The sequence below is a fragment of the Bartonella sp. B30(2025) genome, assembly GCF_053793825.1.
This window is the reverse complement of sequence record NZ_CP200034.1, coordinates 1,306,386-1,332,075: the sequence shown is the minus strand read 5'-3', so window position 1 is coordinate 1,332,075 and position 25,690 is coordinate 1,306,386. Positions and strand designations below refer to the sequence as shown.

At 37.8% G+C, this 25,690-nt stretch carries 24 protein-coding genes; 14 read left to right on the top strand and 10 right to left on the bottom strand.

The window, feature by feature from the left end; genetic code table 11:
* Positions 1-101: 101 nt before the first annotated feature.
* From V4P55_RS05705 to lpdA, 3 genes are read left to right on the top strand one after another with little or no spacing between them, the layout of a single operon-like run.
* Positions 102-3,101 (top strand): 2-oxoglutarate dehydrogenase E1 component, encoded by a 3,000-nt coding sequence (locus V4P55_RS05705; protein WP_455474129.1) that lies wholly within the window; start codon positions 102-104, stop codon positions 3,099-3,101.
* A 32-nt stretch (positions 3,102-3,133) separates the two neighbouring features.
* Positions 3,134-4,348: a 2-oxoglutarate dehydrogenase complex dihydrolipoyllysine-residue succinyltransferase gene (odhB, locus tag V4P55_RS05700; protein WP_455474128.1), complete on the top strand. Its 1,215-nt coding sequence runs from the start codon at positions 3,134-3,136 to the stop codon at positions 4,346-4,348.
* 30 nt (positions 4,349-4,378) lie between these two features.
* Positions 4,379-5,785: a dihydrolipoyl dehydrogenase gene (gene lpdA, locus V4P55_RS05695; RefSeq protein ID WP_455474127.1), complete on the top strand. Its 1,407-nt coding sequence runs from the start codon at positions 4,379-4,381 to the stop codon at positions 5,783-5,785.
* Between the two features lie 158 nt (positions 5,786-5,943).
* Here the strand turns inward: lpdA and V4P55_RS05690 are convergent, their stop codons facing one another.
* Both V4P55_RS05690 and V4P55_RS05685 read right to left on the bottom strand, forming a co-directional pair.
* Positions 5,944-7,182, bottom strand: a complete 1,239-nt coding sequence (locus tag V4P55_RS05690) for a saccharopine dehydrogenase NADP-binding domain-containing protein (RefSeq protein ID WP_455474126.1) — start codon at positions 7,180-7,182, stop codon at positions 5,944-5,946.
* A gap of 59 nt (positions 7,183-7,241) precedes the next feature.
* Positions 7,242-8,339, bottom strand: coding sequence for a carboxynorspermidine decarboxylase (locus tag V4P55_RS05685; protein ID WP_455474125.1), 1,098 nt, complete (start codon positions 8,337-8,339; stop codon positions 7,242-7,244).
* Between the two features lie 168 nt (positions 8,340-8,507).
* Between V4P55_RS05685 and V4P55_RS05680 the strand changes: the two genes are divergently transcribed.
* From V4P55_RS05680 to mnhG, 7 genes are all read left to right on the top strand, one after another.
* Positions 8,508-8,993 carry a BA14K family protein gene (locus V4P55_RS05680; RefSeq protein ID WP_455474124.1) on the top strand — a complete coding sequence of 162 codons (486 nt, stop codon included), beginning with the start codon at positions 8,508-8,510 and terminating at the stop codon, positions 8,991-8,993.
* 225 nt (positions 8,994-9,218) lie between these two features.
* Positions 9,219-12,140 (top strand): monovalent cation/H+ antiporter subunit A, encoded by a 2,922-nt coding sequence (locus V4P55_RS05675; protein ID WP_455474123.1) that lies wholly within the window; start codon positions 9,219-9,221, stop codon positions 12,138-12,140.
* Positions 12,140-12,481, top strand: a complete 342-nt coding sequence (locus V4P55_RS05670; protein ID WP_455474122.1) for a Na+/H+ antiporter subunit C — start codon at positions 12,140-12,142, stop codon at positions 12,479-12,481. The genes V4P55_RS05675 and V4P55_RS05670 overlap by 1 nt, the downstream gene beginning before the upstream one ends.
* On the top strand, positions 12,481-14,103 hold the full coding sequence (locus tag V4P55_RS05665; RefSeq protein ID WP_455474121.1) for a monovalent cation/H+ antiporter subunit D: 1,623 nt from the start codon (positions 12,481-12,483) through the stop codon (positions 14,101-14,103). The genes V4P55_RS05670 and V4P55_RS05665 overlap by 1 nt, the downstream gene beginning before the upstream one ends.
* Positions 14,100-14,582 (top strand): Na+/H+ antiporter subunit E, encoded by a 483-nt coding sequence (locus tag V4P55_RS05660; protein WP_455474120.1) that lies wholly within the window; start codon positions 14,100-14,102, stop codon positions 14,580-14,582. The genes V4P55_RS05665 and V4P55_RS05660 overlap by 4 nt, the downstream gene beginning before the upstream one ends.
* The gene (locus tag V4P55_RS05655; RefSeq protein ID WP_455474119.1) at positions 14,582-14,863 is read left to right on the top strand and encodes a K+/H+ antiporter subunit F; all 282 of its coding nucleotides are present in this window, start codon (positions 14,582-14,584) and stop codon (positions 14,861-14,863) included. Before V4P55_RS05660 ends, V4P55_RS05655 begins: the two co-directional genes overlap by 1 nt.
* A complete protein-coding gene (gene mnhG, locus V4P55_RS05650; RefSeq protein WP_455474118.1) occupies positions 14,860-15,276 on the top strand; it encodes a monovalent cation/H(+) antiporter subunit G in 417 nt (138 codons plus the stop codon). Before V4P55_RS05655 ends, mnhG begins: the two co-directional genes overlap by 4 nt.
* 11 nt (positions 15,277-15,287) lie before the next feature.
* Here the strand turns inward: mnhG and V4P55_RS05645 are convergent, their stop codons facing one another.
* The 5 genes from V4P55_RS05645 to V4P55_RS05625 all read right to left on the bottom strand — a co-directional run bounded on the left by V4P55_RS05645 (position 15,288) and on the right by V4P55_RS05625 (position 18,246).
* Positions 15,288-15,677, bottom strand: a complete 390-nt coding sequence (locus V4P55_RS05645; protein ID WP_455474117.1) for an MliC family protein — start codon at positions 15,675-15,677, stop codon at positions 15,288-15,290.
* An 18-nt stretch (positions 15,678-15,695) separates the two neighbouring features.
* Positions 15,696-16,091, bottom strand: coding sequence for an MliC family protein (locus V4P55_RS05640; RefSeq protein WP_455474116.1), 396 nt, complete (start codon positions 16,089-16,091; stop codon positions 15,696-15,698).
* Positions 16,088-16,246, bottom strand: coding sequence for a hypothetical protein (locus V4P55_RS05635; protein ID WP_455474115.1), 159 nt, complete (start codon positions 16,244-16,246; stop codon positions 16,088-16,090). The genes V4P55_RS05640 and V4P55_RS05635 overlap by 4 nt, the downstream gene beginning before the upstream one ends.
* Positions 16,247-16,505: 259 nt before the next feature.
* Entirely contained in the window at positions 16,506-17,639 is a 1,134-nt protein-coding gene (gene aroB, locus V4P55_RS05630) for a 3-dehydroquinate synthase (protein WP_455474114.1), read from the bottom strand.
* Positions 17,629-18,246 carry a shikimate kinase gene (locus tag V4P55_RS05625; RefSeq protein ID WP_455474113.1) on the bottom strand — a complete coding sequence of 206 codons (618 nt, stop codon included), beginning with the start codon at positions 18,244-18,246 and terminating at the stop codon, positions 17,629-17,631. Before V4P55_RS05625 ends, aroB begins: the two co-directional genes overlap by 11 nt.
* 260 nt (positions 18,247-18,506) lie before the next feature.
* On the opposite strand from V4P55_RS05625, the gene V4P55_RS05620 reads away from it, so the two are divergent.
* The 3 genes from V4P55_RS05620 to V4P55_RS05610 all read left to right on the top strand — a co-directional run bounded on the left by V4P55_RS05620 (position 18,507) and on the right by V4P55_RS05610 (position 21,273).
* Positions 18,507-19,445, top strand: a complete 939-nt coding sequence (locus V4P55_RS05620; protein WP_455474112.1) for a site-specific tyrosine recombinase XerD — start codon at positions 18,507-18,509, stop codon at positions 19,443-19,445.
* Positions 19,446-19,520: 75 nt separating this feature from the next.
* Positions 19,521-20,477, top strand: a complete 957-nt coding sequence (locus tag V4P55_RS05615; RefSeq protein ID WP_455474111.1) for an acetyl-CoA carboxylase carboxyltransferase subunit alpha — start codon at positions 19,521-19,523, stop codon at positions 20,475-20,477.
* 46 nt (positions 20,478-20,523) lie between these two features.
* Positions 20,524-21,273 (top strand): L,D-transpeptidase family protein, encoded by a 750-nt coding sequence (locus V4P55_RS05610; RefSeq protein WP_455474110.1) that lies wholly within the window; start codon positions 20,524-20,526, stop codon positions 21,271-21,273.
* 176 nt (positions 21,274-21,449) lie between these two features.
* On the opposite strand, the gene V4P55_RS05605 is transcribed toward V4P55_RS05610, so the two are convergent.
* The 3 genes from V4P55_RS05605 to V4P55_RS05595 all read right to left on the bottom strand — a co-directional run bounded on the left by V4P55_RS05605 (position 21,450) and on the right by V4P55_RS05595 (position 24,519).
* Entirely contained in the window at positions 21,450-22,511 is a 1,062-nt protein-coding gene (locus V4P55_RS05605; protein ID WP_455474109.1) for a CobW family GTP-binding protein, read from the bottom strand.
* A 5-nt stretch (positions 22,512-22,516) separates the two neighbouring features.
* The gene (locus V4P55_RS05600) at positions 22,517-23,623 is read right to left on the bottom strand and encodes a D-alanyl-D-alanine carboxypeptidase family protein (protein ID WP_455474108.1); all 1,107 of its coding nucleotides are present in this window, start codon (positions 23,621-23,623) and stop codon (positions 22,517-22,519) included.
* A 113-nt stretch (positions 23,624-23,736) separates the two neighbouring features.
* On the bottom strand, positions 23,737-24,519 hold the full coding sequence (locus tag V4P55_RS05595) for a lysophospholipid acyltransferase family protein (protein ID WP_455474107.1): 783 nt from the start codon (positions 24,517-24,519) through the stop codon (positions 23,737-23,739).
* A 114-nt stretch (positions 24,520-24,633) separates the two neighbouring features.
* On the opposite strand from V4P55_RS05595, the gene thiD reads away from it, so the two are divergent.
* Complete coding sequence (gene thiD, locus V4P55_RS05590; RefSeq protein ID WP_455474106.1) at positions 24,634-25,488, top strand: bifunctional hydroxymethylpyrimidine kinase/phosphomethylpyrimidine kinase; 855 nt, start codon at positions 24,634-24,636, stop codon at positions 25,486-25,488.
* Positions 25,489-25,690 lie beyond the last annotated feature (202 nt).

Below are 25,690 nucleotides of genomic sequence, written 5' to 3'. Positions count from 1 at the left end.
TGGGTATTAAATAAATTTTTTTCACCTTTCCGACCCTCATTTGTCTTGCTGCACTTAAAGGTCGAGAGGAATAAAAGGAGACGGAGTTCCGGAGAAAATATATGGCAAGGCAAGGTGATATAAATAATCTTTTTGCACAAACGTCATTTCTGTATGGTGGAAATGCAGATTATATAGATCAACTTTACGCAGAGTATGAAAAGAATCCTGCAAGTGTTGATTCTCAGTGGCGTGCTTTTTTTGAAACTCTTCAGGATAACAAAGGAGATGTTCTTAAAAATGCTGAAGGAGCAACATGGCAACGTAATAATTGGCCGCTAAAAGAGAGTGGAGAATTAGTTTCTGCTCTAGATGGTGATTGGTCTGCTCTTGAAAAATATGTTCATGATAAATTAAAAGAAAAAGCAGCGGCAAACACTACAAAGAAAGAAAAAGTTGCTAACGAACAAGACATTATTCGAGCAGCACGTGATTCTGTTCACGCTTTCATGATGATTTACGCATTTAGAACACGTGGACATCTTCATGCACAGCTTGATCCACTTCAATTAGCGCCAAAGCGGGAAGATTATAAAGAACTTTCTCCAGAAACTTATGGTTTTACGCCTGCTGATTACGATCGTCCCATTTTTATTGATAATGTTTTTGGGATGGAATATGCAACTATTCCACAGATACTTGAGATCCTCAATCGTACCTATTGTTCAACAATTGGTCTAGAATATATGCATATTTCTGATCCCGCTCAAAAAAAATGGCTTCAAGAACGTATTGAGAGAACAGATAAAAGAACTGCTTTTACGCAAAAAGATAAGAAAGCTATTCTTAATAAGCTTATTGAAGCAGAAGGATTTGAGCAATTTTTAGATATAAAATATAAAGGAACCAAGCGTTTTGGTATTGATGGTGGTGAGGCACTCATCCCTGCTCTTGAACAAATTATTCAATGTAGTAGTAATTTGGGTGTGCAGGAAGTCGTTTTAGGAATGGCGCATCGTGGTCGTTTGAATGTTCTTTCACAAGTTCTCGCTAAGCCACATCGGGCTATTTTTCATGAATTTAAAGGCGGATCTTATAAACCTGATGATGTAGAAGGATCTGGGGATGTAAAATATCATTTAGGAACTTCAGCTGATCTTGAATTTGATGGCAATAAGGTTCATTTATCACTCTTGGCTAATCCGTCTCATCTCGAAATTGTTGATCCAGTTGTTATTGGAAAGGCTCGTGCAAAACAAGATCAGCTTATGGGACCTACACGTACAGATGTTATTCCACTAAGTGAACGTTCAAAAATCTTGCCTTTGCTTATTCATGGTGATGCTGCTTTTGCCGGACAGGGAGTTATTCAAGAGACTTTTGGTCTTTCAGGATTAAAAGGTTACCGTGTTGCCGGTTCTATTCACGTTATTGTCAATAATCAGATTGGATTTACAACAAGTCCGCGTTTTTCACGTTCTTCTCCTTATCCATCCGATGTTGCAAAAATGATCGATGCACCAATTTTTCACGTGAATGGTGATGATCCGGAGGCTGTTGTTTTTGTGGCAAAAATAGCAAGTGAATTTCGTCAAATTTTTCATAAGCCAGTCGTAATTGATATGTTCTGTTATCGTCGTTATGGGCATAATGAAGGTGATGAACCTTCTTTTACACAGCCGCTTATGTATAAGGCTATCCGTAATCATAAAACAACTCTTCAGCTTTATGAAGATCGGTTGGTTTCAGAAGGCGTGATTTCTTTAGAAGAGATTGAACAGAAAAAAAGTTTATGGCGTAGTAAACTCGAAAATGAATTGGAAGCGAGTTCTTCTTATAAACCCAATAAAGCTGACTGGCTTGATGGAAGTTGGGCTGGTCTTAAAGCCTCAAGCAATGTTGATGAACAATATTGTGGAATAACAGGTATTGCTTTAAAAACTTTAAAGGAAATTGGCCAAAAACTTATTGAAACCCCACAAAATTTTCATGTCCATAAAACAATTCAGCGTTTTTTGAATAATCGAGCTAAAATGTTTGAGACGGGAGAGGGTATTGATTGGGCAACGGCTGAAGCTTTAGCTTTTGGTTCACTTTGTTTAGAGGGAGTCCCTGTTCGTCTTTCTGGTGAGGATGTTGAACGTGGAACTTTTTCTCAACGTCATTCGGTTTTTTATGATCAAGAAAATGAAGAGCGTTATATCCCTTTAAATAATTTGCAAAAGGGACAGGCAATCTATGAAGTTGTAAACTCTATGCTTTCTGAGGAAGCTGTTCTTGGTTTTGAATATGGGTATTCGCTTGTTGAACCGCGTAGTTTAACCATTTGGGAAGCACAATTTGGTGATTTTGCCAATGGTGCACAAGTTGTTTTTGATCAGTTTATTTCATCTGCAGAGCGTAAATGGCTTCGCATGTCTGGTCTTGTTTGCTTGTTGCCTCATGGTTTTGAAGGTCAAGGACCAGAACATTCTTCTGCACGTTTAGAGCGTTATTTGCAATTATGTGCAGAAGATAATATGCAGGTTGCTAATTGTACAACTCCTGCGAATTATTTCCATATTTTGCGTCGACAGATTAAGCGTGATTTCCGTAAACCGTTAATTTTGATGACACCAAAATCGCTTTTGCGTCATAAGCGCGCTGTTTCTTCTTTAAGTGAAATGGGAGAAAAAACCAGCTTTCATCGTTTATTACTTGATGATGCAGAGTGTTTAAAAGATTCTGTTATTAAATTGCAGAAAGATAATAAAATTCGTCGCGTCGTTCTTTGTACAGGTAAAGTCTATTATGATCTTTATGAAGAACGTGAAAAAAGGGAAATTGATGATGTTTATTTGCTTCGTGTTGAGCAGCTATATCCTTTCCCTGCAAAAGCTTTAGTAAATGTGTTATCACGCTTTTTACAGGCGGAAATTGTATGGTGCCAAGAAGAACCAAAAAATATGGGAGCTTGGACATTTATTGAACCTTATCTAGAATGGGTTTTATCCCATATTAATGCAAAATATCCGCGTGCACGTTATGCGGGACGTCCTGCGAGTGCATCACCGGCTACAGGGCTGATGGTGAAACATCTCGAACAACTTGCCGCGTTTCTTGAAGACGCGTTAGGTTCTTAATTTATTGCTACTCTGATGTATGGAAGAATATTATGACTACTGAAATCCGTGTTCCTACTTTGGGCGAATCGGTTACTGAGGCCACAATCGGCAAGTGGTTTAAAAAGCTAGGTGAAGCTGTAGCTGTGGATGAACCCTTAGTTGAATTAGAAACTGATAAAGTAACTGTTGAGGTTCCTTCTCCTGTTGCAGGAAAATTATCTGAGATCATTGCAAAGGAAGGTGATACGGTTGAAGTGAATGCTCTTTTAGGAGTTGTTGAGGCTGGAGCTGTTGGCACCTCTCAATCGGTTTCGTTTTCTGCTGCACCTGCTCAAGAAACTTTACCTAAAGCAGAGCAATCTTCTGTGGGCAGTGAAATGTCCCCTGCTCCTTCAGCTGCAAAGTTAATGGCTGAAAATAATATTGCAAAAAGTGATGTTACAGGTTCTGGAAAACGAGGGCAAATCCTTAAAGAAGATGTCCTTAATGTGTTAGCACAAAAAACAAAAGTATCTTCTTCTACGTCCCCTGCTCTTACAGTTTCTCAGGCGGCACCTACGCATGAAGTGCATGAAGAGCGGGTTCGTATGACAAAATTGCGTCAAACTATTGCTCGTCGTCTTAAAGATGCACAAAACACAGCGGCAATGTTAACCACATTTAATGAGGTTGATATGTCTGCAGTGATGGATTTGCGCAAGCGTTATAAGGATCTCTTTGAGAAGAAACATGGCGTTAAGCTCGGATTTATGGGATTTTTTACACGAGCTGTTTGTCATGCATTAAAAGAATTGCCTGCTGTTAATGCAGAAATTGATGGGACAGATATTGTTTACAAAAATTATGTCAATGCTGGAATTGCTGTTGGAACTGATAAAGGGCTTGTTGTTCCAGTGGTTCGTGGTGCAGATAAGATGTCACTTGCAGAGATTGAAAAGGAAATTGGCCGTTTAGGACGTCTTGCTCGAGATGGAAAATTAGCGGTTTCTGATATGCAAGGAGGAACTTTTACCATTACTAATGGAGGGGTTTATGGGTCATTAATGTCGACGCCAATTTTGAATGCACCTCAATCTGGTATTCTGGGAATGCACGCGATTAAAGAACGTGCAGTGGTTGTTGGGGGACAAATTGTAATCCGACCTATGATGTATTTAGCGCTTTCTTATGATCACCGTATTGTCGATGGGCAAGAGGCTGTAACTTTTCTTGTGCGTATTAAGGAAAGTTTAGAAGATCCAGAACGTCTTGTTCTTGATTTGTAAATACAGTCTTCAGAGTGAAAGGAAAAATAAATGTCTTATGATGTGGTTGTGATCGGTGCAGGTCCAGGTGGTTATGTAACTGCAATAAAAGCAGCGCAATTAGGGCTTAAAACGGCGATCATTGAAAAGCGTACGACATTAGGTGGCACATGTCTCAATGTCGGTTGCATTCCTTCTAAAGCATTATTACATGCTTCGGAAGTCTTTGCTGAAGCACAGCATGGTTTTGAAACATTGGGTGTTTCTGTTTCAAAACCTACACTTAATCTTGAGAAAATGATGGCGCATAAAAAAGCTGTCGTTACAGCAAATACGAGTGGTGTTTCTTTTTTAATGAAAAAGAATAAAATTGATACTTTTTTTGGTATAGCTAAAATTTTAGGTGCAGGACAAATTGCTGTTACTCTCAAGGATGGTCGTCAACAAACAATTGAAACTAAGAATATTGTTATTGCTACAGGATCAGAGAGTTCTAGCATTCCGGGTGTAAATGTTACAATTGATGAAAAAGTTATTGTTTCTTCTACAGGAGCGCTTGCACTTGAAAAAGTCCCAGAACGCATGATTGTTGTTGGTGCTGGTGTTATTGGCTCAGAGCTTGGTGCAGTGTGGAGCCGTTTGGGTGCTAAAGTTACTATTGTTGAATATCTTAATAAAATTTTAGGATCAATGGATGGTGAAGTTTCACGACAACTTCAGAAATTAATGGAAAAGCAAGGGGTTAAATACCAACTTGATGCGAAGGTAACAGCTGTTACTCGATCTGATTCAACTGCTCAAGTGACTTTTGAATCTATTAAAGGCGGCTCTCCTGAAACTCTAGAGGCTGATGTTGTTTTAATCGCTACTGGTCGCTCTCCCTATACGGAAGGTCTCGGTTTGGCAGAAGCCGGTATTCAGTTAGATGAGCGTGGATTTGTTGCAATCGATTCAAATTGGCAAACTAATATTCCAGGAATTTACGCGATTGGTGATGTTGTTAAAGGACCAATGCTAGCGCATAAGGCTGAAGAAGAAGGTATTACTGTGGCTGAAATTTTAGCAGGTCAGAAAGGACATGTTAATTTTGATGTTATTCCTAGTGTTGTTTATACACAGCCAGAAGTTGCCAGTGTTGGAAAAACAGAAGAAGAGCTTAAAGCTGCTGGGGTTGAGTATAATGTTGGAAAATTTCCTTTAATGGCTAACGGTCGTGCACGTGCAATGCAAAAAAGTGACGGGTTTGTTAAAATCCTTGCTGATAAAAAGACTGATCGCGTTTTAGGTGGTCATATCCTTGGATTTGGTGCTGGTGAAATGATCCATGAAATTGTAGTTTTGATGGAATTTGGTGGTTCATCAGAAGATTTGGGACGTTGTTGCCATGCGCATCCTACTTTGTCAGAAGCTGTGCGGGAAGCTGCTTTGGCAACATTTGCAAAACCGCTTCATATTTAGTTGAGATATCTAGGGAGTTTTTAAAAAAGGAGCTCCATAATTTTGCCTAAAGAATTATAGAGCATTTTTTGCTTTTTTCTGACGGATTGTATGAAAAAAACGCCTTTCTAAGAGGCGTTTTTTTTTCATATTTACTCTGTATATCAATAAAAACAGATTTAGAATTCTAATTTTCTATCTTCTTGTTGTTCTCTTATAAATGTAGAAAGTCCCATATGGTCAAGATATTTTAGAAAAGGGTGTGGTGGTAATTCTTCCACATTGACCATGGTTTTAACATCCCATTCTCCATTGGCAATAAGAATAGCGGCAGCTGCTGCTGGTACACCGGCTGTATAAGAAATACCTTGTGAACCGGTTTCATTAAAAGCCTGTTTGTGGTCAGCTATATTGTAGATAAAAACTTCTCTTGGTTTGCCATTTTTTTCGCCTTTAATAAGATCTCCAATACAGGTTTTTCCTGTATAATCAGGCGCTAAAGAAGCAGGATTAGGCAAGACAGCTTTCACAACTTTCAAAGGGATAACTTCCTGTCCCTCTGCTGTTTTTATGGGCTGTTCAGATAAGAGTCCAAGATTTTTTAAAACAGTAAAAACAGTTATATAACGTTCACTAAATCCCATCCAGAAACGGATGTTTGGAACATCTAAATTTTTAGATAATGAATGGATCTCGTCATGTCCTGACATGTAAGCTTTTTGCTTTCCAACAACCGGAAGATCCCACTCACGGCCGACTTCAAACATTTGGTTAGATGTCCATTTTTTATTTTGCCAAGACCATACCTGCCCTGTAAATTCCCTAAAATTAATTTCTGGATCAAAATTTGTAGCAAACCAGCGCCCATGGTTTCCAGCATTAATATCAATGATGTCAATATCAGAAATTGTATCGAAGTAATCATCACGCGCTAATGCTGCGTAAGCATTTACAACGCCAGGATCAAAACCTGCCCCTAAGATAGCAGTTACACCAGCTTTCTCACATTCTTGACGTCGAGGCCATTCATAATTTCCATACCAGGGAGGTGTTTCACAAATTTTTAAAGGGTCTTCATGAATTGCTGTATCGATATAAGCGCATTTTGCTTCAATACAAGCTGAAAGAATAGACATATTCAGAAAAGCGGAGCCGACATTAATAACAATTTCGCATTTGTTTTTTTGGATAAGTTCAACAGTTTCTGCAACATTCATTGCATTGAGTGCGTGGCTTTTGAGGATCCCTTTCACTTTCATTGCTTGTTTATCTTTAATTGATGCAATGATTGCTTCACATTTTTCAACTGTGCGTGAAGCAATATGAATTTCACCGAGAATATCGTTGTTTTGGGCACATTTATGCGCAACAACTTGTGCGACACCTCCAGCACCAATAATGAGAACATTTTTTTTCATTTTGAGGCTATCTCCTTATTAATATTGCCGCATGATGATTTTTTGCAATTTATTTGCGGTTAAGAAAGGCTTGTTTGATAATCATTATAATTAAATTGGCGCTGAATTGTTAAAGCTCCATTACATTCTTTTATAACAATGGCAGGCATTGCAACACCATTAAACCAGTTTTTCTTAACCATTGTATAACCTGCAGCATCTTGAAAAGATAATCTGTCACCTACTTTAAGAGGTTCAGGAAACAAAAATGTTCCAAAAATATCGCCAGCAAGACAAGATTTTCCGCAAACCATAATTTCATGAGAACCCTTATTAGGCTCGAGTTTAGCATTTTCTCGATAAATTAAAAGATCAAGCATATGGGCTTCTATTGAGCTATCAACGATGGCAAGATTTTTTTCATTATATAATGTATCAAGAACACTTACTTCTAATGTTGCACTTTTGGTGATAGCTGCTTCTCCTGGTTCTAAGAAAACAGTAACACCATGGTTTTTTGAAAAATCTTTTAAACGTTGTGCAAAAAGTTCTAGGGGATAATTTTCAGCTGTAAAATGGATCCCGCCACCAAGACTGATCCAATCGACAGCAGAAAAGAGTTCTGCAAACTTTTCTTCCATGTGGCTAAGCATTTGATCAAAAAGATTAAAATCAGCGTTTTCACAATTATTGTGTATCATTAAGCCGTCAATAAGGGGCAAAACTTCTTTAATTGCATTTTGGTTGCTTTCACCTAAACGGCTAAATGGTCGAGAAGGATTTGCAAGGTCGAAATTTGATGCGCTTATCCCTGGATTTAATCTTAAACCGCGCTGAATGGTTTTTGTTGCGTTGGAAAAACGCTGAAGTTGTTGGATTGAATTAAAAATTATTTTATCTGCATAGTTACAAGTTTCATCAATTTCATCGTCTGACCAAGCCACAGAATAGGCGTGGGTTTCTTTGCCAAACTTTTCTCTTCCCAACCGCAATTCATATAAAGATGATGATGTTGTCCCATCCATATATTGCGACATTAAATCAAAAACACCCCACGTAGCAAAGCACTTCAAAGCTAGCAAAATTTTTGCTTCAGACATTTCCCGTAAGCGAGAAATAATTTCCATGTTTCTTATGAGCTTAGATTTATCAATAAGATAATAGGGAGTTTTAATCATTGTTTATTTGTTCTTTTTTGCAGGATCTTATTTTTGAGATTAACGTTTAGTACATGGAGGAACAGAATGCCTCAAGTAAAAAAATCTTTAAAGAGAATCTATTTTTATTTTTCAAGGGAAAGACTGTTCGTAATTAAATTATGATTTAGGTATTATGAGATTTGTGTTATGTTTAGAATGGAGCGTATTTACTATGTTTTGGTTATTTTGTTCATTGGAATTTTCTCAGCAATAATAGCCAATATAACTGGTTTTGCAAAAAAAAGTAGGGCTAAGGTCCAGGATTCTCATCAATCTTTTATTCAAGACAAGTGGGTTCCTGTTATTGTTACGGGGCGTAGAGAGCTTAATGGGTTCAAAGGTTATCGTCATTATCGTAGTGGTTATCGTAAATATAGTGATAATTGGTGGTATCCTGAACAAGCGTTCGTTACATTTCCACTTTTAAATACAAAGCATGTTCCACTAAAAACAGTGTCAGCTTTTACAAAAGAGTCTTCGCTTCCTGCTTTAGAGAAGGAAAAGCCATGGATGCTTAAACAACATATTGATTCTTGTATGGAGCGTTACCGTTCTTATAATAAGAATGATAATAGTTATCAGCCTTTTCATGGTCCCCGTAAACAATGTTTTTCTCGCATTTTTAAGGGGTAAAAGATACTAAAAGCAAAAAAATCGAGAAGCTTTGAGAGTATATCGTTTTCCATTATTAGTGGTTGTAGTATGAAATTTTTATATTACTTTTAAGTTTTGTTAAATCTTATTATAATAAATGTGGGATTTGCTACCAGCGCAGATTGTGAGGGGATAACAGGATAGTAATCTAGAGTTTTCATTTTGTTAATGACAAAATGTTGAGAGCAGGGTGGAGTTTAAAGAATGGCAACATGGGAAGCAATGTTGATATTGCTTGTTTTGCTTCCCTTTTGTGGAAGTGTTGCTGTTGGCTTTTTTCGCACGACAGCAAAAAATAACGAGGCGTGGTTTACAGGGATTATTGCGCTTATTTGTCTTATTTTTACAACAATGCTTTATCCCGCGGTGCGCGAAAACCATATGGTGCGTTTGGATCTTTTTTGGCTTCCCGAATGGGGAAGTAATTTAATTCTTCGTATAGATGGCTTGTCATGGCTTTTTTGTGTTTTAATTACAGGAATCGGGCTGCTTGTTGTTGTATATGCGCGTTACTATATGGATCCAGCAGATTCTATGCCGCGTTTTTTTTCTTTTTTTCTTGCCTTTATGGGATCAATGATAGGAATAGTCTTATCAGGTAATCTCATTTTTTTGGTTATTTTTTGGGAACTAACCAGTATTTTTTCTTTTTTATTGATTGGTTATTGGCATCATAATGCCAGCGCACGTGAAGGCGCTCGTATGGCTTTAACAATTACAAGCTTTGGCGGTTTTGCACTCTTTATAGGGGTTTTATTGATTGGCCATATTGTTGGCAGTTTTGATTTAGATAAAGTTTTGCAGTCTGGGGATCTGATTCGGTCCAGCTCTCTTTACAAGCCAGTTCTTGTTTGTATTTTGTTAGGGGGACTAACAAAAAGCGTACAGTTTCCATTTCATTTTTGGCTGCCTAATGCGATGGCAGCTCCGACACCTGTATCAGCTTATTTACATTCAGCAACAATGGTAAAAGCAGGACTGTTTTTGCTTGTTCGCTTATGGCCGGTTTTATCTGGAACAGAAACCTGGTTTTGGTTGGTTGGTTTTTCAGGGCTCTCGACACTGCTTCTTGGCGCTTATTTTTCCATGTTTCAACAAGATTTGAAAGGATTGCTGGCTTACTCAACTATTAGCCATCTTGGCTTGATTACAACTCTTTTGAGCCTTGGTAGTCAACTTGCATGTGTTGCGGCAATTTTTCATATGGCCAATCATGCAACCTTTAAAGCTTCTTTGTTTATGGCAGCTGGCATTATTGACCACGAAACAGGGACGCGTGATATGCGCAAGCTGACAGGACTTTTTCGCTTTATGCCGATCACAGGGACGTTGGCTTTAGTGGCTAGCGCAGCTATGGCTGGTGTCCCTTTGCTGAATGGTTTTTTATCAAAAGAGATGTTTTTTGCTGAAGCGGTTGAAACACATATGGAGTCATGGCTAGATTGGGTTGCGCCTTATGTGGCAACGCTGGCTAGCTTGTTTAGTGTAACCTATTCTATACGTTTTATTCATGGTGTTTTTTGTGGACCAAAACCTGTCGATTTGCCTAAAATACCACATGAGCCTCCGCATTTTATGCGTTTTCCAATGGAACTTTTGGTGTTTATTTGTTTAGCGGTTGGCATTTTCCCCAATTTCACAATAGGTCCTATTTTGGATAATGCAGCCATGTCTGTTTTAGGAGAGATGACATTTTCTTATAGTTTGGCTGTTTGGCATGGGTTTAATATGCCACTCGTGATGAGTTTTATTGCTTTATCAGGAGGTATATTGTTTTATGTTGTTGCACACCGTTATTTTTTATCTTGTGAGGATGGAGCGCCTTTTTTTCGTCATTTGAAAGGAACGCGTATTTTTGAACAAGTGCTTGTGATTATTTCTTGGAAGTGGGCACGTTCAGTAGAATCTTTTTTATCAACACGCCGTTTACAAACACAATTGCACTGGATTTTTTTAGTCTGTTTTGCATTTGTTGGTATTTTACTTTGGTATGATGGTTTGGTTTTAGCTGGTTTCTCACCGCTTTTTCCATTTGATATTCCTTTTTTTGTGTTGTGGTTGGTGGGTGGATTTTGTGCGCTTTCAGTGGCTTGGAAAGCAAAGTTTCACCGTTTGACATCATTAATGTTATTGGCGGGAGCTGGTTTAATAACTTGTGCAACTTTTTTATGGCTTTCTGCGCCTGATTTGGCAATAACACAATTGGTTGTTGAAATTGTAACAGCAGTCTTACTGCTACTTGGTTTGCGGTGGTTGCCTAAACGTTTGTGTGATACTTCCCCAAAGCCGATAACATTTTTCGTGTTTTTGCGTCGTGCGCGTGACTTTTGCATAGCTCTTATAGGAGGAAGCAGTATGGCATGGCTCTCCTTTGCGATAATGACACGTCCTCAAGGTACAACAATTTCTGATTTTTTTCTCAAACATGCTTATTCTGACGCTGGCGGTAAAAATGTTGTGAATGTCCTTTTGGTTGATTTTCGTAGTTTTGATACATTGGGAGAAATTGTTGTATTAGGTATAGTTTCACTTACTGTTTTTGCTCTTTTACGGCGGTTTCGTCCCGCTCCTGAAAGCATTTCTTCTCTTATTCAACAACGATTTTCGGTGTTTTTTGATACACTAAAGTTTGATAGAGGCATAGAAGGTAAAATGTCAGATTATTTAGTTATCCCTTCTGTTATGATGCGTTGGCTTTTTCCTGTTATTATCGCTTTTGCCATTTGTTTATTTATGCGAGGGCATGATCTTCCAGGGGGTGGTTTTGCTGGCGGTGTAATTTTAGCAATAGGGTTTATTTTGCAATATCTTGCGCGTGATATTCGATGGGTAGAAAGTCATTTGAGAGTTCTACCTTTGCGTTGGATAAGTGGCGGCTTATTATTAACAATCATAACAGGGATGGGTTCTTGGTTTTTTGGGTATCCTTTTTTAACTTCCTTTTTCCAATATATTCAACTTCCGTTGATCGGAAAGGTTCCCGTAGCATCTGCTTTTTTATTTGATTTTGGGGTATTTTCTTTGGTTTTTGGAGCAACAGTTCTCATTTTAATTGCACTTGCACACCAATCGATCCGTAGTTATCGAATTGGTAGGAAACCTATTGCAAAAAAGAAGGAGGATTAATGGAAATTATTCTTTCATTGAGTATTGGTGTTCTTGTTGGATCAGGTATTTGGCTTCTTTTGCGTCCACGAACTTTTCAGGTTATTCTTGGCTTGTCTTTGATTTCTTATGGTGTCAATCTTTTTATATTCTCGATGAGTAGACCGCGTAGCAATAATGCGCCTATTATTGATCCTTCCACTGTAATCAATACAGCTAATTATGTTGATCCTCTTCCACAATCTTTGGTTTTGACAGCGATTGTGATTAATTTTGCAACGACAGCTTTATTTTTGGTTATTCTTTTGGTTTCGCGCGGTTTAACAGGTTCAGATCACGTTGATGGGCGTGAGGTGCCGTGATGGAAATTGGCATGTATCATTTTCTGATTTTGCCTATTCTTTTGCCGTTAAGTACCGGTGTCATTCTTCTTTTCTGTGACGAACGCTATTCAAAACTTAAGTCATTAATTAGTATTTATTCTGCAATATTGTCGGTTATTATTGCGGCTATACTTGTTATGCGTTCTCGTGAAGTTGCACCAGCTGCAGATGTTTATTGGCTTGGAAATTGGTCAGCTCCTTTTGGGATTGTTTTAGTTCTTGATCGCTTGAGCGCTATGATGCTTTTACTTACCAGTTTATTAATCATGGCTGCGCTGGTTTTTGTACAGGCGCATTGGTATAAAGCTGGTTCTCATTTTCAGTCGTTGATGCAATTTTTTATGATGGGAGTGAATGGTGCTTTTTTAACAGGTGATTTATTCAATTTATTTGTGTTTTTTGAAATTATGTTAACAGCTTCTTACGGGTTAGCTTTACATGGTTCTGGTCAATTTCGTGTGCGTGCTGGGCTGCATTATGTGGTGGTGAATCTTGTTGCTTCGTTGCTTTTTTTAATTGGTACGGCGCTTATTTATGGAATTGTTGGCACTCTTAATATGGCTGATTTGGCTGTTAAAATAAAACAGATAGCCGACCAGGATATTGTTTTGTTTGAAATTGGTGCTGCACTTTTAGGTATTGCTTTTTTACTTAAAGCAGGTATGTGGCCACTTAATTTTTGGTTGATGCCAACTTATAGTGCGGCAGCTGCGCCTGTTGGAGCTTCTTTTGCAATTTTGAGCAAGGTAGGTATTTACATTATTTTACGTTTAACGCTGTTATGGTTTGGTTCTGAAGGTGGACATTTCAGCTCCTTTGTCCGCACAGTTCTATTTTATGGCGGACTTGCTACTATCATTTTTGGTTTTGTAGGGATATTGGCTAGCCAAATTTTAGTACGTTTAGCTGCTTATAGTGTTCTTGTTTCTTCTGGAACATTATTGATGGCTATTGGAATAAGCAATACAGCATTAATAGCAGGTGCACTTTTCTACATTGTTTCCTCCACTTTAGCTCTTGGAGCTTTTTTTCTCTTGGTAGAATTGGTTGAACGCAGCCAAGATGTGGCTGCCAATGTTTTGGCTGTGACGATGGAGGTGTACGGTGATGATGAAGAAGAGGAGGAAGATGAAGTTGGCGTTTATTTTCCGGTAACTTTGGCAATTCTCGGAGCTTGTTTTAGTTTATGTGCAGTTTTAATTATTGGGCTGCCGCCTTTTTCTGGTTTTGTTGCTAAATTTATGATGTTCATAGCAATTTTAAACCATAATCAATGGGGGGAAATTGCTTCTGTACCAGCTATACGTGATTGGCTTTTTATCATTTTTGTTACCATATCTGGCTTTGCAGCCTTAATTGCTATGACACGAACTGGTGTTCGAACTTTCTGGGTTTCTCTTGAAGCTAAAGTGCCACGCGTTCAAGTCATAGAATTTGCACCTATTGCTGTCCTTCTTGCTTTATGCTTTCTTATGACAATTATAGCTGCTCCCGTTGGTCATTATATGTATGAAACGGCTAAAACTTTGTATGACCCTCAGAGCTATATTGGAAGCGTGTTAAAGGATTTTTCTCTTAAAAATGGGGAGGTAAATCGATGAATCGTTTTTGTCTTTCCCCTTTTTTCAGTAGTTTGATTGTCTTTATGTGGATAATTTTAAATGGTTTTAGTGTGGGACAATTGCTTTTAGGGAGTGTAATTGCCCTCTTTTGTAGTTGGATGATGCAACTTCTTGAACCAGAAAAAGTCATTATTAAAAATTGGAGAGCGGTTTTTCATCTCATTTTTCGAGTATTTATAGATTCTATCACCTCAAATATTTCTGTAGCTTGGTTTGTTTTAACAAAAAGATCTCGAGAACAGCTGTCTGGTTTTATTGTCGTATCACTCTTGTTAGAAAACCATACTGCGTTAGCTGTTTTAGCGTGTATCATAGCCGCAACTCCAGGAACTGTTTGGGTTGCTTATAATAGTAAAAACGGTGAGCTTTTGCTCCATGTATTAAATTTAGAAAATGGAAATGATTACCAAAAGCTGATTAAACAGCGGTATGAGAAATTACTTTTGGAGATTTTCTAATGAGTATGATGATTCTTTATTGGGGTCTTTTTATCTCACAAAGTTTTTTAAGTTTGGCGATGATGTTTGCATTGTATCGTTTGATTATTGGCCCACGAGCACACGATCGCGTTATGAGTTTAGACGTCCTTTATATAATTACTATTCTTTTGTTTCTTACGTTTGATATCCAGTCAGGAACAACCATTTATTTTATAGCGGCTCTTATTATTGGGCTTTTAGGTCCGGTATCGAGTATAGCTTTGGCTAAATTTTTAATGCGTGGAGAAATTATTGAATGAAGAGTGATATATCACTTGCGGTTGCTATTATTATTACTATTTTTCTAATATTGGGATCTGTTTTAACACTGATCTCAACAATAGGGTTGGTGCGCTTTTCAAATTTTTATGAACGTTTGCATATGTCCTCTATGAGTACAAGTTGTGGCGCTGGAAGCATTCTCATTTCTTCGTTTCTTTATTCAACTTTTGTGGATGATCGTTTTGTTTTTCACGAAATCTTGTTGATGGGCTTTTTATTTGTGGCAGCACCTATAGCTTCTATGTTGTTATCACAAGCAGCTGCCTACCAATCATACCATTTAGAAGATCAATCGAAAGAAAAATCACTGGCTCTTTTATCACACAAAAGGGAAGAAGAACGACAAGCATCAGAAGAAACTTTATGTGAGGAGAACCAGTGCGATTTTTAATGCTTAATAACTTATTTTTCTTTTTCCTCTACACAAAGTATAGGCTTTTCTTGTTGAGGATCATTAATAAGGTCATAAAGCGTGGCTTCGTTCTTACTGGTCCACCAAACGTATTGAGCGCCCATATACTTTGCTCCGGATGCAGCAATAACATTGGCACCAACGACGCGATGATCTTTCCATTTAAAGTCAACTAACGAAATATCACCAGCATTATGATAAGTTGCTTCAACACGCTCTGTACCTGTTCCAATATTGCACTGATAGGCAATGGTCTCTGTTGTTGGTTGCGAATCATCTAATACTTCAATGACTAAAGAGCCAGCAAAAGCGCTTATTGAGCTGAAGAGTGATAAAGTTGAAGCGGCAAAAAGTGGTAAAATAAAAGAAGTTTTTCTCATGTACATTTCCTTAACTATCTAGAATAATAACGTTGACTCCTCCTTACAAAGGATAGGTCTTTTTTCTTCTGGATCATTAATAAGATCGTAAAGCGTTATATCGTGTAGGGTCTTCCATAAGATATAATGCGCTCCTGCGTATTTTGTTCCTTTCTCGGTCATGACATTGGCAGCAATGACGCGATCATTTCTCCATGTAAAGTCAGCTAATGAAACATTTTGAGCATCAATATAAGTGACCTCAATGCGTTCTTGGGGGGCGTCGGTATTACATTGATAAGCCAAAACCTCTGTTGTTGGTTCTGGATTGTCTGGTACTTCAAGAATTAAAGAGTTTGCAAAAGCATTGGTTAGCTTGAAGAGTGACAGACTTAAAGCGGTGAAAAATCCTAAAACAAATAGAGTTTTTTTCATAGTGCTTCCTTATTATTATAGAGTTGTGCAGAAAATAAACTGATTGCTGCGATGGCGTCTACGGCAGGATTCGAACCTGCGGCCCCAGGATTCATACCACTTCGATTTTCACCGCCAACCTTACAGGTTGTTTGTGGTCTGGACTGTCTCTTCACCTTGAAGCTTGCGCTTTTTAGGTGCTGCCCGTTCAGTCTCTACACCTTCCTCCTGCTTAACAAGAGGCTTGGCTCGGGATTGACATACAGTTTCCTATGAAGTTTTCCCCGAATTTGAGCAGATTCACTTTAAGAATTTCTTCTTAAGGTGCCCAATTCTTCAGGAATCCTGTGCTCTATCCTACTGAGCTACGCAGACATAATCACGTTTACTCCTTTAATATAAGTGTAAAAACGAATCAATTATATTCAATATGAATTAACCAATTTTAGCTAATTTTTGTTTTAAAAAGTTAAAAATTGTATTTTGTGGAACATTTTTTGCAATAAATGATTGTCCAAGTCCGCGCGTTAAGATTAAAGTTAAGCTGTTTTGCGAAACTTTTTTATCTTGAGCAATGAAAGTCATGAGTGTTTCAGCGTCTGGTAATTGGCCAGGAATATCCTTTAGTTGTGTGGGTAATCCTATAGTTTTCAAATGTGCTTCAATGCGTTGTGTGATCGCTGGACTTATTAAATTTAATTGAGCAGAGAGTTGGTGAGCTAAAATCATTCCAATTGCAACTGCTTCTCCATGAATTAAACGGTTTGAATCATAGGCAGTCGCTGTTTCAAGCACATGTCCAAATGTGTGTCCGAGATTTAATAATGCGCGTTCTCCTGCTTCATATTCATCGCGAGCTACAATGTCGGCTTTAAATTGGCAGGAGCGAACAATAGCTTCCATTCGTGTTGGTCCATTAGAAAAAACTTTTTCTCCATTTTTTTCAAGCCATTCAAAAAAATCAGGTTGGTTAATGAGTCCGTATTTGACAATTTCCGCATATCCAGCGCGAAATTCGCGCGACGGTAGCGTATCAAGAATACAAGTGTCAGCAATAACACATTGGGGTTGATAAAAAGTCCCAATAAGATTTTTACCATATTGGCTATTAATCCCGGTTTTTCCTCCGACAGAAGAGTCAATTTGCGCGAGAAGCGTTGTGGGCATTTGAATGAAGTTCATACCTCGACGTATGATGCTTGCGGCAAATCCTCCCAGATCTCCAATAATACCACCACCAAAAGCAACAATACAGTCACCTCTTTCCAAACGCGCGGAAAGAATTTTATTGATGACTGTTTGCAAGGTTGAAAATGATTTTGATTGTTCCCCTGCTTCTACAACAATAGGAACAGTATGAATTTTATTTTTTGCTAACTCCGCCTGTAATGTATTTAAATGAAGGGATGCAACATTTGTATCTGTAATAAGTGCTAAACGCGTTTGATGAAAATCTTGTTTGCTAAGAGCATGCTTAATCTGTGAAGCTGCTTGCTTAATCAGATTTGGACCGATAATGATATTGTAACAGCGCTTATCCAATTGAACAGTAACGGTTTCAGCTTGCATGCTTGTTATTCCTATTGTTGATTTCTGTATATAAATAGCGTTGTACAGATTTTATGGCATTTTGTGCTACGGCATGACAGCTCTTTTTATAGCTGTTAATAGTTAAGTTTGCTTTTGCGTAAATAGGGTATCGTTGTTCCATGAGTTTTCGCATGGTTTCTTTAGGGTTTTCTGTTTGTAGTAATGGTCGTGTGGGGCGTCGTGAAACACGTTTCATGAGAATATTGAGATCTGTTTTAAGCCATATAGATATAGCATTCTCATGAATGGCTTTGCGGATATTTTCATTGATATAGGCACCACCACCTGTTGCTAAAACAAGAGGACTTTTTTTTATCAAATTTAAAATAATACGCTGTTCAAGAGCACGAAACTCTGATTCACCATAGTTTTGAAAAAGTTCGGTGATTGTCATTTGTGTTGCTCTTTCAATTTCTTGATCAGAATCATAAAAAGGCAAATTGAGCATGGTTGCGACATGTTTTCCAATTGTTGATTTGCCTGTTCCCATAAGCCCTACGAAAACAAGAGCCCGTTTATCAAGGAATGAGAGGAGATGTTTTTTGATTTCTACCATAGGGATATGTTGAGATTGATTACTTTGCATGCTTTTATTTCGGCATTTAATTTGCTTAAAGTCAATTCCTGTTAATCTTTTTAAGGCATGATAAAAGAGAAAGAGGATATTTTTTATAGAGTTTATTGTCTTATGCCAACATTAACCAGACTTTTGATGATTCTTTTTATTTTGTTTGTTGTTCTTTTCAGTATAATGGTGTCTCTCGTAGTTTTTGTTGAACCGAGAACAGCAGATATCTATATCGATGTTCCTTTCGATTCACCAAATCTTTCTTTTAGTGAAAATCAATGAAGAATAGCTTTGTGATAGATCGTTTTCTTGAAATGATGAGTGCTGAGCGAGGAGCTTCTGCTCATACGCTTGCAGCTTATCAACATGATTTGCAATGGGCCCAGGATGAGCTCTATTCGCATTCAGTTTCATTGTTTTCGGCTAAGAAAGAAGATCTCATTGGTCTTTTATCACTTATGCACACTCTTGGTTTTGCTGCATCTTCGCAAGCACGTCGTTTATCAACATTGCGTCAATTTTATCAATTTCTTTATTCGGAAGGGTTGAGAGAAGATGATCCTTCCGATGATATTGAATCGCTTCGTCGAGGGCGTCCTTTACCGAAAATCATAAGTGAGGATGCAGTGATAAAATTGCTTGATTTTGCGCAATACGAAGTTAATCAAGCAGATTATGGATCAAAAGATTACTTTCGTGCATTGCGTCGTCAAGTATTCCTTGAGATGCTTTATGCAACAGGACTTCGCATTAGCGAGTTGGTAAGTCTTCCAATGCAGGCAGTTCGAAGAGAAGAATATTGTATTTTGGTACGCGGTAAAGGAAAAAAAGAACGAATGGTGCTTTTATCAAAAAAGGCACAAGAAGTTCTCTCAAAGTGGTTAATATTGCGTGGTAAGGGAAAAGATGCTACAAGCCTTTATCTTTTTCCTGCTCACTCTAAAACAGGGTATATTGCGCGTCAAGTTGTTGCGCAGGAATTGAAAAATCTTGCTAAAAGAGGTGGAATAAAAGCTGATTGCTTTTCTCCCCATGTGTTGCGCCATGCCTTTGCTAGCCACCTTTTGCAAAATGGTGCTGATTTGCGTGCTGTTCAACATTTGTTAGGTCATTCTGATATTTCTACTACTCAAATTTATACACATGTATTAGAAGAGGGGCTTTATCGTTTAGTTAATGAGCATCACCCACTTGTCGATGAAGAGAAGGCTGGATAAAAAGAGAAATGTTTAAAAAAATACTTTAACAATAAATTAATAAATTTATAAATCATACCAAATAAGTTGGCTACAATGCATAATTATCTTGATTTTGAAAAACCAGTTGCTGATCTTGATGGACAGATTCTTGAATTAAAAAAGATTGCTCAAGAAGAAAATAGTCTTGATATGAGCGAAGAAATTGCTCGTCTTGAAGTGCGTTCTCAAACGGCGTTACGCGATATTTATAAAAAATTATCACCATGGCAAAAAACACAGGTAGCTCGCCATCCTGATCGTCCCCATTTTATGGATTATTCTGCGCAATTATTAAGTGATGTTACACCTTTGGCGGGTGATAGAAAATTTGCTGAAGATGAAGCTATCCAAGCAGGTTTGGCAAGATTTAAAGGTGAAGCCGTTGCATATATAGGCCAAGAAAAAGGTCATGATACGCAAACACGTTTACGCTATAATTTTGGTTCTGCACGTCCTGAAGGATATCGTAAAGCTGTACGCATCATGGAAATGGCTGATCGTTTTGGTCTGCCATTACTAACTTTTGTAGATACAGCAGGTGCTTATCCTGGTGTGAGTGCTGAAGAACGTGGGCAAGCAGAAGCAATTGCGCAATCAACAGCAGCAACTTTACGCTTAAAAGTTCCTGTTGTTTCAGTCATTATTGGAGAAGGTGGTTCAGGAGGGGCGATAGCAATTGCTGCGGCTAACAAAGTTTATATGCTAGAGCATGCAATTTATTCTGTTATTTCACCAGAAGGGGCAGCTTCTATTTTATGGCATGATTCAGCACGCGCGAAAGATGCTGCAATGAATATGCAGATTACTGCACAAGATTTGTATAAATTAAAAGTTATTGACGGCATCATTCCAGAACCATTGGGAGGTGCTCATAGAGGAAAAGAAATTGTGATTGATGCCGCCGGTGATGCTATCTTAGAGGCTTTAAAGTCCATGTCTGGAAAAGATGGTGAGGTTATTAAACAAGAACGATGGGAAAAATATCTTCAAATTGGTCGATCCTTAGCATAAGGCGCTTTGCAAGAAATGAAGGTTTAATAGGTTAGGGTTTTATTCAATGATATTAAATAGGTTTTGTGCGGTATGTATTTTGTTGTCAATTGGAGTATTGACGGCATGTGGGATGAAATTGCCCCCTTCTATTCAGGCTAAAACTGAGCAGCCATTACCAAAAAACATCCAGAAAAAAATGGCTTTGTCTAATGTGGACAAATATGCACCAATTATGATGCGATTTTTTAAGAAAGAAAATGTGGCAGAAGTTTGGAAGCAGAACCGTCAAGGAACCTTTGTGCTTATAGCTAGCTATGGTATTTGCAAATGGTCGGGTAAACTTGGACCTAAATATAAGGAAGGGGATTTGCAGACTCCAGAAGGTTTTTATTCTGTTAGCGCAAGTCAAATGAATCCTTATTCAAAATATTACCTTTCATTTAATATCGGTTTTCCTAACCTTTATGATAAAGCCAATGGCCGTACAGGAAGTTATCTTATGGTTCATGGTTCTTGTTTTTCTGCGGGTTGTTATTCCATGAGTGATAAAAATATGGCGCAGATTTATGCTTTTGCACGAGATGCTTTTAGAGGTGGACAGAGAGAGTTTCAATTGCAGGCTTTTCCTTTTCGGATGACTGATGACAATATGAAACGTTATCGTGGCAGCCGGCACTATAAATTTTGGGTTATGCTTAAAGAAGGATACGATTTTTTTGAAAAAAATCGTAAGCCTCCGAAAGTTGATGTTTTTGGAAGAAATTACATTTTCAATCATAATGTGAATAAAATGTCAGCTTCTGTAACGCAATGAGTATCATAAATTGTAAATATTTTTACATGTTCAGAATATGATATTTTTCTATAAATGCGAAATAGAATGCTGATGTTTAGAAAGATGATAAGAAGAATAGGTAAAGCGTGTTTGCAACGGACGTATTTTTATACGTTCCATAAAAAATTTTTACGCATTTAAGCTTGAAGGAAAAATTAAAATTTCATTCCTGGGATGGACAATGGATTATTTAATATGGCCGCTTTATCTGCGGTGTCTATTGCTGGTTTATTTGAAAAGGCATCAAAGAGTTTTTGTATTTCCTCTTTTTTAATTCCATCGGCAATGATGACAAAGCGGGTTTGTGAGATTCCTTTCGGCCATGTTGAAAGTTTTATTGGCGGATGGAAAAATGTTTGTACACTGTGCAACACAAGTGGGTGGTATGGATCGTCTCGTAGTGCAATAATTGCTTTGATGCGTAATATTTTTTTTCCATAAAGATTTTTTAGAGTATCTAAAAAAGCTTCTAAAGTGGCATAATCAAGAGGCTCATAGCAGTCTAGTGAAAAGGCGTGAATGCTTCTGTGGTGATTATGTGCATGCGGAGCAACGGTGAGCCATTGTTTAAGCTCTGTATTTTCTTCTTTTTCATTCCATAAGGTTTTATTGATTAAAGCCTTTGGACGGCAAAGATCGGAATGAACGTTAATAATTTGTGCTGTAGGATTAATCGCTTTAAGTGTGCTGATAAGCGTATCTAAGTGCCTTTTTGAATCAATAAGATCTGTTTTTGTAAGGATAATTTTATCAGCGAATGCTATTTGTTTCTGTATTTCAGGATGTTCTTCCAGTATAGAAAGCTTGCTTAATGTATCAAATGTTGCAATGATAGCATCAATGGACAATGTTTGACTTAAAAAAGGATGGCTTAAAAAAGCTTGTAAAATTGGAGCAGGATCGGCTAATCCCGTTGTCTCAATGACAATACGATTGAGTTGTTTAAGATGTCCTTTATGTGTACAATTGACCAAATCTGTTAATGTATCAATGAGATCACTACGCAAATTGCAGCATAAACAACCATTTGCTAGTTCGATGATCCCTTCTGTTGTTTTTTCAACAAGAAAGTGGTCAATGCTCATTTCACCAAATTCATTGATGATAACAGCGCTATCGGCCAAAAGAGGATCTTGTAACATGCGATTAAGCAAAGTTGTTTTGCCAGATCCTAAAAATCCAGTGATCAGAGTGATAGGAATACGTTGTATTTTCATATTTATTATTGGCCGTGATTTGCAGCCTTTATCATAGAAGAGCGTTCTTGTTGTTTATGCGGAATGTTGGGTTTTTTTAACGGTTTTACTTTGATTTTATGCGTCGGCGGGTTACTAATGAGCCGTACTTGTAGAGGGAGAGCAGGAGAAGGAGACGCCGTGATTAAAGGTGAGGTGATGATAATATTTCCTTTATCGTCATAAGAATCCGCAAGTATTCTTACGGATTCAGCATTGCAGGTTTGCTGTCTCATGTCTGTTGCTTGTTCTATTTTCGTGCCATAAGGTTCTAATGTTGTTAATGTTAATTGTAATGATCCTTGATTTGAAAAGCCTGTTTCAAGAAGTTCTGCAGCTTTTTTTTCTCTTTCGCTCATGTTATGAGCCCCTAAAATAATAGCAATAATTGTGCGTCCATTGCGGGTTGCTGAAGCAACAAGATTGAAACCAGACGCACAAATAAAGCCTGTTTTCATACCATCTATTCCTTCAAAGCGGCCAATGAGGTTATTGGAATTTGGATGGACTTTTCGTTCATCACCAAAATCAATTGCAGGAATAGAAAAATAGTGGGCATATTGAGGAAATTCTTGGCGAATTTGAACTGCTAAAAGGGCAATATCGCGTGCTGTAGAGTAATTTTGGGGATTTGGTAATCCGCTTGCATTAGCAAAATGGGTTCCAAACATGCCTAAGCGCTGTGCTTCAGCATTCATTCTTTCCACAAATTCTTCCTGCGAACCAGCAACTGCTTCACTCATGGCAATAGCTAAATCATTTGTGGATTTGACTAAAGTGATGCTCAAGGCTGTATCAAGTGAGAGAATGGAACCGGCTTTATAACCTGAACGGTACTGAGGAGCTTTGACAGCATGTTCGCTGACAATAACATGCTTATCGGGTGAAATTTCTCCTGTGCTCATGGCGCGAAAAATAACATAAGCAGTCATTAATTTTGTTAAAGAGGCAGGGTACCAACGTTCAAAAGCTTGATTATGTTCCAGGATACGTCCAGTTGCAACATCAACAGAAATAAAAGGATGAGAGAGAGCAAGATTGCTTGTTAAGCTCAAAGTAAAAAACAAAAACAAATTATGTAAAAGACGCCGCATCAAGAAGATCCAATTATTTTTTATGTATTAGTTAGAATTATTTTAATGTATCACAGAATAATTTTGAGTCCATACAGGTGGAAAGTAAAGGTTAAGGATATATCCACTGATTTTCAATGATGACCGAGAGTCTGTAACTTTTTTACTGCAGAGGGGGGCATAGGAGGAGGTGTGGGATCTTGTGCTGCTTGCACAAGCAATTCGTCGCAAGCTGTTTCTGTTTTTTGTATAAGTTTATCCAGGAACTCACGTTTGCTTAAACCAGCTTCGATAGGAGGAAGGATACGAACACGAATTTTTCCTGGGTAGCGGCGAAAGTTATTGCGTGGCCAATATAATCCAGCATTATGGGCGATGGGAACAACGGGAAGTTTCAATTCATTGTAGAGCGCAACAATTCCTGGTTTATAATCTGGTTCTTGTCCAGGAAGCCGACGTGTTCCTTCTGGGAAGATTAAAATTTGGCGTCCTTGTTTTACCTTTTTTTTTGCTTCTTGCACTATGATTTTAAGGGCTTTAATGGGGGTCGTTCTATTAATCGGAATGATTTGTGTTTTTGCCATATACCAGCCAAAAAGAGGAATCCATGTTAATTCACGTTTTAAAATGAGAACAGGATCATCAAGATGAGGGACAAGACCGAATGTTTCCCACGCAGATTGGTGCTTTGGAGCAATGATATAAGCTCCACTTGGTAAATTTTCTATACCTTCAATTTCATAATCAGTACCAGCTATATATTTTTGTAAAAATAATGTAACACGTGCCCATGTTTTAGGGACAATCCACGCTTTTTTGCGTGGCATGAGAAAGTAGAAAGGTGCATAAAGAATCATTTGTAGAAAGGTCGTTATGTAAAAAGCGAATGTAAAAAGAAGAGAACGCAAAATAAGCACTGTATTGTTCCGTTTTGTATCTGCAAAAAAGTTTGTGTGTAATTTAATTTATAAGAAAAATATACCTTATTTGCATATTTTCAGATATTTTAAAATCCTAAAAGGCAGCGATTGATGACATCACAAGTTTTCAGAGATAAATTGTTTATTCCACGAATTTTATCTATTGCAGGCACTGATCCTTCTGGTGGAGCTGGAATGCAGGCGGATTTAAAGACTTTTTCAGCAATGAAAACCTATGGCATGAGTGTTGTGACTGCTGTTGTTGCACAGAATACACAAGGGGTCCGGGCTTTTCACGCATTAGATGCATCTTTTGTTGCTGATCAAATTGATTCAGTTTTTGAAGATATTCATGTTGATGCCGTTAAAATTGGTATGATAGCAAATGCTCAAATTGCTCAGATTATTGCAGAGCGTTTAGCCTATCATAAAGTGCGTTTTATTGTTTTTGACCCAGTTGTGGTAGCAAAAAGTGGAGATATCCTTTTAAAACCTGATGCGATTGAAGTTATTCGTGATGTTCTTATACCTATGTCAACTTTGATTACGCCCAATTTACCTGAGGCAGCTATGTTATTGGGATGTGAAGTGCAATGGTCGTTAAATACTATGTATGAATATGGCCCGAAGCTTTTGGAACTTGGTTGTGGTGCCGTTTTACTAAAAGGTGGGCATTTAAATAATTGTGCGAAGGAGGGAGACAATTATGATGATTCTAGTCCTGACCTTTATTGTGATTGTGAAAGCGTTGTGGCATTTGAGTCTTCCCGTTTTGCAACTATTAATGATCATGGTACAGGTTGTACTATTTCAGCAGCAATAGCTGCGCTTTTACCAACAGAGTCTTTAGTTTGTGCTGTAAAAAAAGCCAAAAACTATCTTAACAAGACTTTAGCGACTTCAAGTGTTTTAAAAGTCGGCAAGGGGCGCGGTCCAGTCCATCATTTTTGTGAATTGTGGATATAATTTCGTTTTATACATTTATACATATAAGCTTGTTTGCATGTTTTAGTGTATACTTGTATACGGCATTTAGTATTGAAAAAAGATTAATTTTTTAAACAATCAATCCTATTGTATTTTTAAACAAAAATAATTACGAAATATTGTCTGGACGTATAGACAATATGCGATGCGAAGCAACATAAAGAGAAAGGAATGCGCTCCC

Coding starts and splice junctions, on each gene's coding strand:
- V4P55_RS05705 (WP_455474129.1), top strand. CDS start 102: ATGGCAAGGCAAGGTGATATAAATAATCTTTTTGCACAAACGTCATTT.
- V4P55_RS05615 (WP_455474111.1), top strand. CDS start 19,521: ATGCATAATTATCTTGATTTTGAAAAACCAGTTGCTGATCTTGATGGA.
- V4P55_RS05665 (WP_455474121.1), top strand. CDS start 12,481: ATGGAAATTGGCATGTATCATTTTCTGATTTTGCCTATTCTTTTGCCG.
- aroB (WP_455474114.1), bottom strand. CDS start 17,639: ATGCAAGCTGAAACCGTTACTGTTCAATTGGATAAGCGCTGTTACAAT.
- V4P55_RS05620 (WP_455474112.1), top strand. CDS start 18,507: ATGAAGAATAGCTTTGTGATAGATCGTTTTCTTGAAATGATGAGTGCT.
- V4P55_RS05680 (WP_455474124.1), top strand. CDS start 8,508: ATGTTTAGAATGGAGCGTATTTACTATGTTTTGGTTATTTTGTTCATT.
- V4P55_RS05675 (WP_455474123.1), top strand. CDS start 9,219: ATGGCAACATGGGAAGCAATGTTGATATTGCTTGTTTTGCTTCCCTTT.
- V4P55_RS05690 (WP_455474126.1), bottom strand. CDS start 7,182: ATGAAAAAAAATGTTCTCATTATTGGTGCTGGAGGTGTCGCACAAGTT.
- mnhG (WP_455474118.1), top strand. CDS start 14,860: ATGAAGAGTGATATATCACTTGCGGTTGCTATTATTATTACTATTTTT.
- V4P55_RS05600 (WP_455474108.1), bottom strand. CDS start 23,623: ATGCGGCGTCTTTTACATAATTTGTTTTTGTTTTTTACTTTGAGCTTA.
- V4P55_RS05645 (WP_455474117.1), bottom strand. CDS start 15,677: ATGAGAAAAACTTCTTTTATTTTACCACTTTTTGCCGCTTCAACTTTA.
- V4P55_RS05625 (WP_455474113.1), bottom strand. CDS start 18,246: ATGCAAAGTAATCAATCTCAACATATCCCTATGGTAGAAATCAAAAAA.
- V4P55_RS05640 (WP_455474116.1), bottom strand. CDS start 16,091: ATGAAAAAAACTCTATTTGTTTTAGGATTTTTCACCGCTTTAAGTCTG.
- V4P55_RS05670 (WP_455474122.1), top strand. CDS start 12,140: ATGGAAATTATTCTTTCATTGAGTATTGGTGTTCTTGTTGGATCAGGT.
- V4P55_RS05660 (WP_455474120.1), top strand. CDS start 14,100: ATGAATCGTTTTTGTCTTTCCCCTTTTTTCAGTAGTTTGATTGTCTTT.
- V4P55_RS05655 (WP_455474119.1), top strand. CDS start 14,582: ATGAGTATGATGATTCTTTATTGGGGTCTTTTTATCTCACAAAGTTTT.
- V4P55_RS05605 (WP_455474109.1), bottom strand. CDS start 22,511: ATGAAAATACAACGTATTCCTATCACTCTGATCACTGGATTTTTAGGA.
- V4P55_RS05610 (WP_455474110.1), top strand. CDS start 20,524: ATGATATTAAATAGGTTTTGTGCGGTATGTATTTTGTTGTCAATTGGA.
- thiD (WP_455474106.1), top strand. CDS start 24,634: ATGACATCACAAGTTTTCAGAGATAAATTGTTTATTCCACGAATTTTA.
- V4P55_RS05685 (WP_455474125.1), bottom strand. CDS start 8,339: ATGATTAAAACTCCCTATTATCTTATTGATAAATCTAAGCTCATAAGA.
- odhB (WP_455474128.1), top strand. CDS start 3,134: ATGACTACTGAAATCCGTGTTCCTACTTTGGGCGAATCGGTTACTGAG.
- lpdA (WP_455474127.1), top strand. CDS start 4,379: ATGTCTTATGATGTGGTTGTGATCGGTGCAGGTCCAGGTGGTTATGTA.